12 protein-coding genes, 1 tRNA gene and 1 pseudogene are annotated in these 12,378 nt (G+C 35.2%); 2 read left to right on the top strand and 12 right to left on the bottom strand.

Going from position 1 to position 12,378, the window contains the following annotated elements:
- Nucleotides 1-14: 14 nt before the first annotated feature.
- From LPC23_RS03890 to LPC23_RS03855, 10 genes and pseudogenes are all read right to left on the bottom strand, one after another.
- A tRNA-Ser gene (locus LPC23_RS03890) sits at nt 15-101 on the bottom strand.
- A gap of 53 nt (nt 102-154) precedes the next feature.
- The gene (locus LPC23_RS03885) at nt 155-1,186 is read right to left on the bottom strand and encodes an asparaginase (RefSeq protein ID WP_229331235.1); all 1,032 of its coding nucleotides are present in this window, start codon (nt 1,184-1,186) and stop codon (nt 155-157) included.
- Nucleotides 1,176-2,312 carry a 1-acyl-sn-glycerol-3-phosphate acyltransferase gene (locus LPC23_RS03880; RefSeq protein WP_229331232.1) on the bottom strand — a complete coding sequence of 379 codons (1,137 nt, stop codon included), beginning with the start codon at nt 2,310-2,312 and terminating at the stop codon, nt 1,176-1,178. The genes LPC23_RS03885 and LPC23_RS03880 overlap by 11 nt, the downstream gene beginning before the upstream one ends.
- 63 nt (nt 2,313-2,375) lie before the next feature.
- Nucleotides 2,376-3,143, bottom strand: a complete 768-nt coding sequence (locus LPC23_RS03875; RefSeq protein ID WP_229331230.1) for a TatD family hydrolase — start codon at nt 3,141-3,143, stop codon at nt 2,376-2,378.
- A 19-nt stretch (nt 3,144-3,162) separates the two neighbouring features.
- Nucleotides 3,163-4,377 carry a TCR/Tet family MFS transporter gene (locus LPC23_RS03870; protein WP_229331228.1) on the bottom strand — a complete coding sequence of 405 codons (1,215 nt, stop codon included), beginning with the start codon at nt 4,375-4,377 and terminating at the stop codon, nt 3,163-3,165.
- A gap of 118 nt (nt 4,378-4,495) precedes the next feature.
- Entirely contained in the window at nt 4,496-5,716 is a 1,221-nt protein-coding gene (odhB, locus tag LPC23_RS03865) for a 2-oxoglutarate dehydrogenase complex dihydrolipoyllysine-residue succinyltransferase (RefSeq protein WP_229331226.1), read from the bottom strand.
- A gap of 33 nt (nt 5,717-5,749) precedes the next feature.
- The gene (locus tag LPC23_RS03860) at nt 5,750-5,986 is read right to left on the bottom strand and encodes a DUF2442 domain-containing protein (protein ID WP_229326713.1); all 237 of its coding nucleotides are present in this window, start codon (nt 5,984-5,986) and stop codon (nt 5,750-5,752) included.
- A pseudogene (locus LPC23_RS10300) lies at nt 5,967-6,038 on the bottom strand (hypothetical protein); the annotation flags it as partial. The gene LPC23_RS03860 and the pseudogene LPC23_RS10300, both read right to left, overlap by 20 nt.
- Before the next feature lie 35 nt (nt 6,039-6,073).
- On the bottom strand, nt 6,074-6,199 hold the full coding sequence (locus LPC23_RS10295; protein ID WP_420842315.1) for a DUF4160 domain-containing protein: 126 nt from the start codon (nt 6,197-6,199) through the stop codon (nt 6,074-6,076).
- Nucleotide 6,200: 1 nt separating this feature from the next.
- A complete protein-coding gene (locus tag LPC23_RS03855; protein ID WP_229331224.1) occupies nt 6,201-8,972 on the bottom strand; it encodes a 2-oxoglutarate dehydrogenase E1 component in 2,772 nt (923 codons plus the stop codon).
- 120 nt (nt 8,973-9,092) lie between these two features.
- Here LPC23_RS03855 and LPC23_RS03850 point away from each other — a divergent pair, with 120 nt between their 5' ends.
- Both LPC23_RS03850 and LPC23_RS03845 read left to right on the top strand, forming a co-directional pair.
- Nucleotides 9,093-9,641: a hypothetical protein gene (locus tag LPC23_RS03850; protein WP_229331222.1), complete on the top strand. Its 549-nt coding sequence runs from the start codon at nt 9,093-9,095 to the stop codon at nt 9,639-9,641.
- A 55-nt stretch (nt 9,642-9,696) separates the two neighbouring features.
- A complete protein-coding gene (locus LPC23_RS03845) occupies nt 9,697-11,031 on the top strand; it encodes an alkaline phosphatase D family protein (RefSeq protein ID WP_229331220.1) in 1,335 nt (444 codons plus the stop codon).
- A 1-nt stretch (nt 11,032) separates the two neighbouring features.
- On the opposite strand, the gene LPC23_RS03840 is transcribed toward LPC23_RS03845, so the two are convergent.
- Both LPC23_RS03840 and LPC23_RS03835 read right to left on the bottom strand, forming a co-directional pair.
- Nucleotides 11,033-11,392 (bottom strand): hypothetical protein, encoded by a 360-nt coding sequence (locus tag LPC23_RS03840; RefSeq protein ID WP_229331218.1) that lies wholly within the window; start codon nt 11,390-11,392, stop codon nt 11,033-11,035.
- Nucleotides 11,385-12,359, bottom strand: a complete 975-nt coding sequence (locus tag LPC23_RS03835) for a polyprenyl synthetase family protein (RefSeq protein ID WP_229331216.1) — start codon at nt 12,357-12,359, stop codon at nt 11,385-11,387. The genes LPC23_RS03840 and LPC23_RS03835 overlap by 8 nt, the downstream gene beginning before the upstream one ends.
- Nucleotides 12,360-12,378: the final 19 nt, after the last annotated feature.

The raw sequence follows: 12,378 nt of genomic DNA, 5'->3' as shown, positions 1-12,378 counted from the left end.
GAGTTTTAATTTTGCAGAGAGGATGGGATTCGAACCCACGATACAGTTACCCATATACAAACTTTCCAGGCTTGCTCCTTCAACCACTCGGACACCTCTCTAATTGGGATTGCAAATAACTTAAAAAAAAATGAGGTATAAAAATGAAACTAGACTATTCTTGAATTTCACCACGCAATGGTGTTTCAAATCTATTTCTGAAATTAGACGGTGGTGTATTTTGTCCTAATAAATACATCAATTTTGTAATAGCCGCTTCAGTAGTCATGTCTTTCCCTGAAATAACGCCAATTTCAAGTAAAGCGGCACTGGTTTCATATTGTCCCATTCTAACACTTCCTCCTGAACATTGCGTTATATTAATTATATGGATTCCATTCAGAATTGCTTTTTTCAAAACTAATAAAAACCATTCGTCAGTAGGAGCATTACCAGACCCATAGGTTTCCAAAACGATTCCTCTTAAATTAGGAATTGCCACCACAGCATCAATTAATTGTTCGCTGATTCCAGGAAACAATTTTAGAATAATAACATTGGTGTCTAATTCTTTATGAACCTGCAATCTCGTATCCACATTTAAAGGCAAAAACAAGTCCGAATTAATATTGAGATGCACACCTGATTCAATTAAAAAAGGATAATTGGGCGAAGTGAATGCTTTGAAATGTTCGGCATTAATTTTAGTAGTTCTATTGCCACGATACAATTTGTATTCAAAATACAAACATACCTCTTTCACTACTGCTTCACCATTTTCCCGCAAAGAGGCAATTTGAATAGCGGTAATTAAATTTTCTTTAGCGTCGGTTCGCAAATCTCCTATTGGCAATTGAGACCCAGTAAAAATAATTGGCTTGCCCAAATTTTCCATCATAAAACTTAAAGCCGAGGCGCTATAAGACATCGTATCTGATCCGTGTAGCACTACAAACCCATCAAATGAATTATAATTTTCTTCTATAATAGTAGCGAGTTTCACCCATTTCTCCGGATTCATATTGGAAGAATCAATTGGATTTTCAAAAGAAATAGTTTCGATTTCGCAGTCTAATAATTTAAGCTCAGGAATGCGTTGCAACAATTTACTAAAATTGAACGCTTTTAAAGAACCTGTTACAAAGTCCTTTTTCATACCGATAGTCCCTCCGGTATAAATCAATAGTATTTTTGCTTTAGAAAGCATTGGTATATTTTAATTTATTAACAACCGGATTCGCATACATTGCTAAAAATCCATCTATTGCAACTTGATTGTCGGTTCCAATTCGCATTTCTAAACGGCGCTCAAAAAGAGATTTCTCAGATTCCGTGTACAAATGAGAAAAGGCATTTGATTTATTGACAATATCGTAAGCAATAAAATTAGTGGGCCACAACTTATAATTACTCAAAATAGCATCATCAATTTCTTGTGCTAGTGCCTGAATTTGTTTGTTTGACGAATCATTTTCAGCTACAATTCGGTCAATTTCAGTATCCAATACTTTTCCAATATGCAAATGAATATGCTTCTTTTGGCCCATAACACCACTCATAATTGTATTAAAATCTTCGTTTTTAGATTTCACATAGACTTCATTATTGGCTTCCGCCAAAAGTTGAGGCATTTTTAAAACGTCTGTTGGGTCGTATTCGTAAGAAATAGAAACAGGAACAATTTTAATTTTTTTGAAGTACTGCATTACATCGGCTTCGTCTGATGCCATTCCAATCATTTTTAAAACTCCTGGGTTGGTTTCGTCATTTCCATCTTTTGTTCGACCTTCTCGCTGCGCAATCCAAACCGAACGATTTTCGTGCAATAACAACTGACCCATGTATTCTGACAATAATTTAGAACTCTGCAACATCTCTCTTGGCGACAAACCTCTTAAAACTAAAAAGTTGCGATTCAATCGCGCCAACGTTTTGATAAATGATTTCTTAACTAAATTATCTCCAATGGCTGAGGCCGTCATCAAATGTCCATTTTGAAACAAAGAGGCGTTTAACAGTGTAGTATCTAAAAGAATGTCTCGATGATTCGAAATAAACAAATAGGAATTGTTTTTTTCTAAATGCTCAAATCCAGAAGTAGTAAGTCCGTCAGAACTATTTTCAAGAATTTTTTGAACTGTTTGATAAATAAAATTACACTGAAAATCTCGTATGGAATGGGTTTTTTTCAATTGCTCTTTCCATACCTCATCCTCCACATCAGGGAAAGTAAAATTCATCAACGCCTTCATCATCGGATGGGGAATTACACTTTGTAATGCCTCATTTACTTCAGTTTCATAAAAAGGGCGTATTGCGTCAAACTTTTGCATTTTGAAATCATTTTATTGAGAACAAAAGAACAAAAAAAATATCAAACTAAGTCTGATTCTGAGTTAAATCCCAAAAATAGCTTTGGAATTTTCAGTCGTGATACGTGCAATTTCTGATAACGGCATGTTGTATAATTCTGCTAATTTTTGAGCGACCAAAACAGCATAACTACTTTCATTTCGTTTGCCTCGATGCGGTACAGGAGCTAAATAAGGTGAATCCGTTTCAAGTACTATGTGTTCTAATTCGATTTGATTTAAAAACTGATCAATTTTACCATTTTTGAATGTCGCAACGCCTCCAATTCCTAATTTTAATCCAAACGAAATGGCTCTTTTGGCTTGTTCCAAATCGCCCGAGAAACAATGAAAAATTCCAAATAATTCAGGAGATTTCTCTAATTCCAACACTTCGAAAACTTCGTCAAAAGCATCTCTACAATGAATATTAATGGCTAATTTATGTTGTTTTGCCAATTGGATTTGGCGTTGAAAAGCGGTTTTTTGAATAGCTAAAGTTGTTTTGTCCCAGTACAAGTCAATCCCAATTTCGCCAATAGCATAGAATTTATGAAGGGCTAATTGTGCTTCTACATGAGCCAATTCGTCCAAATAATTATCTTTTACATAACAAGGATGCAAACCAATCATCAGACGCACATTGTCTGGAAATTGCGCTTCCAAATCATACATTTTTTGCGTTCCAGAACTATCAATTGACGGTATAAAAAAACGAGAAACTCCAACAGCAATTGCTCGCTGAATCATCTCAGTTCTGTCTTGGTCAAATTCTTCTGAACACAAATGCGTATGCGTATCGGTAATAATCATGAATTGGAATTTATAAAATTTAGACGCGCTTTTTAAAAGATAAATAGGCAATAATTGTACTCAATAACATCAAAATACTTGCTAAAACAAATGGCGCTCCAGGAAATTTAAATGGAGCTTCATTATGAGTGAAGAAATAAAAAACAGTAGACATCATTGGGGGGCCAATAATTGCCGAAGCACTCATCAAACTCGACATTGTTCCTTGGATTTCGCCTTGCTCATTAGCAGGAACTTGTTCTGAAATAACGGCTTGCATAGCAGGCCCAGCAATTCCTCCTAAACAATACGGAATTAAAAAGACAAACATCATCCAGCTTTCTGTAGCAGTGGCAAATAAAAACATACCTATAGTATATAAAGCCATCCCTACATAAATACTCTTTTCATTTCCTAATTTTGGATTAATCCAGCGTATCAGACCACCTTGAACTAGCCCTACTAACAGTCCAATTACACCTAACGATATTCCTACCATTTTTTCGTCCCAATTGAATTGGTACATGGTAAAGAAACTCCAATTACTATGCACTGCGTGAGACGCTACATACAATAAGAAAGTAGCTATTACTAAACCAATTAACTTAGGGTATTTTTTTAAATGCAATAAAGCACCAATAGGATTGGCTCTTTTGATATCAAATTCTCTTCTATTTTCTTTAGCCAATGATTCAGGTAAAATAAAGTAACCGTACAAAAAGTTTAATAAACAAAGACCTGCTGCAGCATAAAACGGAACCCTGGCGCCAAATTGTCCTAACAAACCCCCAATAACAGGTCCAATAATAAATCCCAATCCAAATGCCGCACCTATCATCCCAAAGTTTTTAGCTCTGTTTTCAGGTGTGCTCACATCGGCAATATAAGCAGTTGCAGTTGAAATACTTGCTCCTGTTAGTCCGGCAATAATTCGCCCTACAAATAACCATTCAATTGTTGGCGCAAAAGCCAATAACAAATAATCCAATGAAAACGCAAACAGCGAAATCAAAATGATAGGTCTTCGCCCAAATTTATCACTCAAATTACCTACTAATGGCGCAAACAAAAACTGAGTTATCGCATAAGCAAATGTCAACCAACCTCCAATTTTGGCTGCTTCACTAATATCACCATGAATCAATTCTTTGATCAATTTAGGGATAACTGGGATAATGATTCCCCAACCCGTAATATCGATTAACATGGTAATGAAGATAAACTCTATTGCGGCCGACTTTTTATTGAATGACATAGTTTGATTTTTAGGTTTGGCAAATAAACGAAAAATCCTAAACTCTTTAGAGAGTTTAGGATTTAGATTCTGAAACAAGTTCAGAATGACAATTATTTAGACTGATCTTGTCGAAGTCTTACAATTCGAATGCTTTTTTAGGATTGTTATCGCAAAGCAATTCTACTGGATTTTCAAGCGCTTCTTTTACTGCTACTAAGAATCCAACAGACTCACGACCATCAATAATTCTGTGGTCATATGAAAGTGCCACATACATCATTGGGTGAATCTCTACTTTACCATTTACAGCAATTGGACGCTCAATAATGTTGTGCATTCCTAAAATTCCTGATTGTGGTGGGTTGATAATTGGCGTAGACAACATACTTCCAAAAACACCTCCATTAGTAATAGTGAATGTTCCTCCTGTCATATCGTCAACTGTAATTTGTCCGTCACGAGCTTTGATTGCCAAACGTTTGATTTCAGCTTCTACTCCACGGAAAGTCAAGTTTTCTGCATTACGAACTACCGGTACCATTAATCCTTTTGGTCCTGAAACTGCGATAGAAATATCACAGAAATCATAAGCCACTTTATAATCTCCATCCATCATAGAGTTTACATCTGGATACAATTGTAACGCTCTTGTAACTGCTTTTGTAAAGAAAGACATATATCCTAAACCAACACCAGCGTGTTTTGCTTTGAATTCATCTTTGTATTCGTTACGCAAATTATTTATTGGTGTCATGTTCACTTCATTGAAAGTAGTCAACATAGCCGTGTCATTTTTAGCAGCTACTAAACGTTCCGCTACTTTACGACGCAACATCGATAATTTAATTCTTTCAGTACCACGAGAACCTCCTGTTGGAGTTCCCATTGAAGGTACTGCGTTCACAGCATCTTCTTTAGTGATACGTCCATCTTTTCCTGTTCCAACAATGTCTGAAGGTTGGATGTTTTTTTCGTCTAATATTTTACGTGCCGCTGGCGAAGGCGCTTGAGCAGCATAGGTTGCTACTGGAGCTGGAGCTGCTTTTGGAGCTTCTACTTTCTTTTCTTCAGCCTTTGGAGCTTCTGTAACTGGAGCTGGAGCTGAACCAGATGGTTTTGCTGCAGCCGTATCAATCAAACAAACTACCGCACCTACAGCAACTGCATCACCTTCTTCCGCTTTAAGTGTAATGACACCACTAGCTTCTGCTGGCAATTCTAAAGTTGCTTTGTCTGAATCTACTTCAGCAATGGCTTGGTCTTTTTCTACATAATCGCCATCTTTTACTAACCAAGTTGCGATTTCTACTTCTTTGATTGATTCCCCAGGTGAAGGGACTTTCATTTCTAAAATCATCGTTTGTAACTTTATATTGTTATTGTTCTAATATTATTCTAATAAATTTTCTACTGAAATGTCTTCATCAATTTCCGACCAATGAATTCCTTCTCCTTTTCCAATAAGCCTCCATTTACTTAATTGTTCAGAAGTAGCTTTTCTTAATCTTGGAAACCATTCAAGAGGTATTGACAATTCTCTTCCGTCTTCTAAAAAAACAATCATTTTTGAATCTTCAAAAGCTATATCAACTGCGTTTTTTGACTTGTTAATTGTTAAAATACTCATCCCATTTTTGAATTAATAGTTCTTGATTTTCTTCGACTAAAATACGTATTTGCTTTAATTCATTTGGATTAAATCCAAAAGACTTTACTAATTCAGCATTTTAAGATAAAACTTTGCTGTTTTATCTCTATTTTCAATATGAATGTGTTTTGGCAAATGTTCATTACTATAAAAGAAAAATCTAAATCCGTTTATGTAATAAACAGTTGGCATTTTATCTAAATAAATTCTTGTCAAAAACCATTCTAATGGCATCAGCATGACGTCTTCTATCTCTAGTATGACTTCCTGAAGCCGGTGCTGCATAATTTTTCAATGAGGCTAAACGCCAAGGAACCAAATCAAAATTCACTAACATATAACTGTATGCTCCCATGTTTTTTGGTTCTTCTTGTGCCCAAACGTAATCATCTGCATTTGGATAGCTAGCAATAATCGCTTTCAATTGTTCTGTTGGCAATGGAAATAATTGCTCTATTCGAACCAAAGCTACATCATTTCGTTCTAGTTTTTCTCTTTCAGCTAATATATCATAGTAAAATTTACCTGTACAGAAAACTACTGTTTTTACTTTTGATTTATCTACTGAATTATCGTCAATTGTCTCTTGGAAACTTCCGTTTGCTAATTCCTCTTGAGTAGAAATACACAATGGATGACGCAATAAACTCTTAGGTGAAAAAACTACCAAAGGTTTACGGAATTTCGTTTTCATTTGTCTTCTCATCAAGTGGAAGAAGTTGGCTGGTGTAGTACAATCAGCTACATACATATTATGACGAGCACAAAGTTGTAAATAACGTTCCATTCTTGCCGAAGAGTGCTCAGCACCTTGTCCTTCGTAACCGTGTGGCAATAATAGTACGATACCATTTTGGTTGTTCCATTTATCTTCTCCACAAGAAATGTATTGGTCAATCATGATTTGGCATCCATTAGAGAAATCTCCAAATTGTGCTTCCCAAATCGTTAAGGCATTTGGATTAGCCAAAGCATAACCATAATCAAAACCTAAAACACCATATTCTGAAAGGAACGAGTTAAAGGCATTGAACTGTCCTTTTTTATCTTTCACTGAATTTAAAAGAACTACTTCTTCTTCGCTATCTTCTACTTTTACCACAGCATGACGGTGAGAGAACGTTCCTCTTTCTACGTCTTGCCCTGACAAACGAACATCGTATCCTTCTTGTAACAACGAACCATAAGCCAAAGCTTCGGCAGTACCCCAATCGATTTGATTGTTGTCGTACATTGTTTTTCTATCGGTTACAATCTTAGAAATTTTGTTGATGAATTTTTTATCCGATGGTAATGTGGAAATTGTTTCTAAAATACCGTCTAATTTTTTCTTATCATAAGTAGTATCTACTTTTTGAAGCATAACATCGTCAGACACTTGAACAAATCCTTGCCACTCATCTTGCATGAATGGCTTAATAATCGTCAAATCTCTTTTGCGCGATTCTTGTAAATTTTCGTCTAATTTCGCTTTATAATCACTTTCGATTTTATTTACATACGCTTGGTCAATAATGCCATCAACAATCAATTTTTCAGCATAAATATCTCTTGGGTTTTTATGACGCGCAATAATTTTGTATAAAACGGGTTGGGTAAAACGAGGCTCATCGCCTTCGTTATGCCCGTATTTTCTATATCCTAATAGGTCGATGAATACATCTCCTCCAAAAGTCATTCTATAATCTAACGCAAATAACATGGCGTGAACAACCGCCTCTGTATCATCTGCATTTACGTGCAAAACTGGCGACAGAGTAACTTTAGCCACATCCGTACAATAAGTCGATGAACGTGCATCTTGGTAATTGGTGGTAAAACCAACTTGGTTATTTATCACTAAATGAATAGTACCCCCTGTTTTGTAACCGTCTAGTTGTGCCATTTGAATAATTTCGTACACAATTCCTTGTCCTGCTACTGCAGCATCTCCGTGAACGGCAATTGGCAATACTTTTGAGAAATCGTCGGGGAAATATTTATCTTGTTTGGCACGTGTAATCCCTTCAATAACCGCTCCAACAGTCTCTAAGTGAGACGGGTTTGGCGCTAAATTAATATTGATTGATTTGCCTGATTTCGTTTTCCTTTCAGAAGTTAATCCTAAATGGTATTTAACGTCACCGTCAAAATATTCTTGATCGTAATCTTTTCCGTCAAATTCAGAGAAGATGTCTTGAGTGGCTTTGCCAAAGATATTGGCTAAGATATTTAACCTTCCACGGTGTGCCATACCCATTACAAATTGCTCTACTCCTTTTTCGGCAGCAGCTTCAATTAAAGCATCTAAAGCTGGAATTATACTTTCTCCTCCTTCTAACGAGAAACGTTTTTGACCTACATATTTAGTATGTAAAAAGTTTTCAAAAGAAACTGCTTCATTAAGTTTATCTAGAATATTTTTCTTTTGTTCAACATTAAAATTGGGTAAGTTTTCATTGACATTCAATCGATCTTGAATCCATTGTACTACTTCTGGTTTACGAATGTACATGTATTCCACACCAATAGATTGACAATAAATATTTTGGAGATGACGAATAATTTCTTTAAGCGAAGTAGGTTGTTTTCCTAAAATTTTAGCTGCATCAAACACCGTTTCTAAATCGGCTGCAACCAATCCAAAATTTTCAATATCTAAATTAGGAGAATAGGTTCTTCTATCACGAACAGGATTTGTTTTAGTAAACAAATGCCCACGAGTTCGATATCCGTCAATTAATTTAATTACGTTGAATTCTTTCAGTACTTTCTCAGAAACGGTTCCATTAGAAACAGAATTAGAAGCGAAAGAAGTCATTTGATCAATGACATTTTCCTCATTATAGGTTGCCATTCCAAAATCAAAACCTTGGAAAAAACTTCTCCAACTTGGTTCAACACTATCAGGGTTATCTAAATATTGGTCGTATAATTGAGCGAAAAATTCGGTATGAGCTGCGTTTAAAAAGGAAAACCTATCCATAATTATTGATTAATATGCTTTTTGTTTAATTTGTTGACAAAAGTACAATAAACCAATCTATTTAATCCTATTATTTATCTACTTTTACGTTAAATTTTGTTAAAAATACCGAAAAAAATTATGCGCAAAATTAATTTTAACCAGGTTATCAAATTAAATTCAATTGTAATTTTGTTTGTTTTAATCGGATTTGATAATGGCTACTCGCAAACGATTGCGAATAAAACTCCTACTATGTTCTGGGAAAAAGTCCAGTTTGGCGGTGGTTTTGGATTGAATTTAGGATCAGGTTACACGGAAATAGCTATTGCTCCAAGCGCAATTTATCCTTTAAACCGTTATATAAGTGTTGGTTCTGGGCTAATTGGAAGTTATACCCGACTAAAGAATCAATACAGTTCTTCTATTTATGGCGTGAGTGCAATTAGTTTATTTAATCCAATTGAAAAAATTCAACTTTCTCTTGAGCTGGAACAAATTAGAGTCAATACAACATCATCATTTATTTCAAATCAAGTGTCAAGAAAATATTGGAATACTGGTCTGTATGTTGGAGCTGGATATCGCAATGGAAATGTAACCCTTGGAGCTCGATACAACTTATTATTTGACAAAAATGAAAGTACATACAGCGATGCGCTTATGCCATTTATTCGTTTTTATTTTTAAATTAATTACCTTTTTTTATCCCGTAAATACTACTTTAGCACTCAATAAATACATTATGAAAAATATCTTTCTTTCCCTTTTAATTAGCTGCTCTTTCTTTGGATATTCTCAAAAAACACTTTTGCAGTCCGGTCCTATGGTAGGTTATTGTGAAATGACTGAAGCCGTTATTTGGGCGCAAACTACAAAAGAAGCTTCTGTTCGTGTAGATTATTATGCAAAAGACAAACCGGCAGAAGTTTTTTCTTCGAAGACGTATAAATCATCAGAGAATAATTATTTTACCAATCATATTGTACTAACGCAATTGCAACAAGGCAAAGAATACCATTACGATTTATTGATTAATAATCAAAAAATCGCGTTGCCTTATGACACTTCATTTTCATCAAAAAAATTATGGCAATGGCGGGAAAAAGCGCCTGATTTTACGATTGCTTTAGGAAGTTGCTCTTATATTAGTGAAGAAGCATTAGATAGACCAGGAAAACCTTATGGTTCTAACTATTCGATTTTTGAAAGCATTGCTAAAATAAATCCAGACATAATGCTATGGGGAGGAGACAATGTGTATTTACGAGAAGCGGACTGGGATAGTAAATCCGGAATTTATCACCGTTACACACATTCAAGAGCATTAAAAGAAATGCAACCTTTGCTTGCAAGCACACAAAATATAGCCATTTGGGACGACCACGATTTTGGACCAGATGATAGTGATCGTAGTTTTTACAACAAATACACTACCCAACAAGCATTCAAAGATTTTTGGGCCAATAAATCTTACGGGATGGATGCCGAGCAAAAAGAAGGCATTTTCTCCAGCTATAATTGGAGTGATGCCGAACTTTTTTTGTTAGATAATCGTTTTTTCAAATCGCCAAACAAACGTCAAACTGGAGAAAAAACTATGCTTGGATCAGCACAAATCCAATGGCTAATTGACGCCTTAACCTATTCAAAAGCGAGTTTTAAAATTATAGTTATTGGCGGACAAGTTTTAAATACCGAAGCTGTTTTTGAAAACTATGAAAACTACAAATCTGAAAAAGACTTTTTGTTAAGCGAGATTTTGGCGAACCAAATAAAAGGAGTTGTATTTATTTCTGGAGACAGGCATTTTACAGAATTGTCCACCTTAAAAAGACCTAACACCTATCCATTGTACGATTGGACTGTTTCACCTTTAACCTCTGGGCATGGAAACGTTGAAAGAATAACTAAAGAACCTAACACTAATAGAGTGCCTGGCAGCTTATTTGCGCAACATGTTTTTGGGACTTTGTCTTTTTCTGGCGAAAAAGAAACCCGCCAAATGAAAATGAGTTTATTTGATAAAGACGGCGCTGAATTGTGGAACAAAACAATCTTAAAATCAGAATTAGAATAACTTAGTATTTATTTCGAAACCAGACTTTCATCCATTCTCGTTTTAAGACTAAAAAAGCAACCTGTTTGGATAATTCTGCAATATCAGATCCATCTAATTTCTTTACTTGATCTTCTGGAACATCAACAATGTAAAGTAAGTTCAAGTATTCGGCGAACTTATACTGAATCAATCGATAGATTTTTTCGTGTAAAGCCGACTTTAATTCTTCGGGTTGAATGTCCTGAGGTAAATCAATGGATTCGTTGGCTAAATTGAAATCTTTATTAATTTGCTCAATTAAGTTGAAGTACAAATTTTCGTTACTAGCTTCGGTAAGCAATACATCCGTATTTAATGGGGCGACGAAAGAACTAGACATTGCGATTCATTAAATTCTCCCCAAAAGACCTCAACATCGATTTCTTTTCTGAGCTAACATTCATTTTATCTAAGGTTGCAAAAGCCATTAATGTATAATCTTGTATAGCTTGTTGTGTAGCCTTAGTAGCGCCAGTAGCATTAAAAATAGTTTTAACTTCCTCTATTTTAGTGGCATTTTCTTCTAGTGATACCGAAAACAATTGTAATAATTTAGCTTTCTCTTCGGCAGAAGCAAACTCAATTGCTTTTAAATACAAATAGGTTTTTTTATTCTCAATAATATCTCCACCAATTTGTTTTCCGAAAGTAGCAGGATTACCAAAAGCATCTAAATAATCATCTTGTAATTGGAAAGCCAAACCTAAGTTCAGTCCGAAATCATAAATTAAATCGCCATTTTCAGCCGAAGTTTCTGCTACAATAGCACCCATTTTCATAGCTGCCGCCACTAGAACTGCGGTTTTGTATTCGATCATTTTTAAATACTCTGGAATGGTAACATCTGAACGAGTTTCAAAATCAACATCCCATTGCTGCCCTTCGCAAACTTCCAATGCTGTTTTACTAAACAACTTGGCTAATTCTCTAAAAATAAATGGTTCGTACTGCTCAAAATATTGGTAGGCCAAAATTAACATCGCATCCCCAGAAAGAATTCCAGTATTGATATTCCATTTTTCATGTACTGTTATGTTCCCTCTTCGCAAAGGAGCGTCGTCCATAATATCATCGTGAACTAAAGAAAAATTATGGAAAACCTCAACTGCTAAAGCTGCTGGTAGTGCTTTTACATAATCAGCATCAAAAATTTCAGCACTCATTAAAGTAAGTACTGGACGCATTTTTTTGCCGCCAAGTCCTAAAATGTATTGAATAGGCTCATACAAATTTTTAGGTTCCCGCTCCTGCTGTTGTGCATTTAGAAACTCCAAAACAAATTCTTGATACTGTTGAATAGAATGCATAGCTACTTTTATTCTGGTT

The sequence above is a fragment of the Flavobacterium ammonificans genome (genome assembly GCF_020885975.1).
In the GTDB taxonomy this organism is placed as follows: Bacteria; Bacteroidota; Bacteroidia; order Flavobacteriales; family Flavobacteriaceae; genus Flavobacterium; species Flavobacterium ammonificans.
This window is presented reverse-complemented; position numbering and strand designations above follow the sequence as displayed.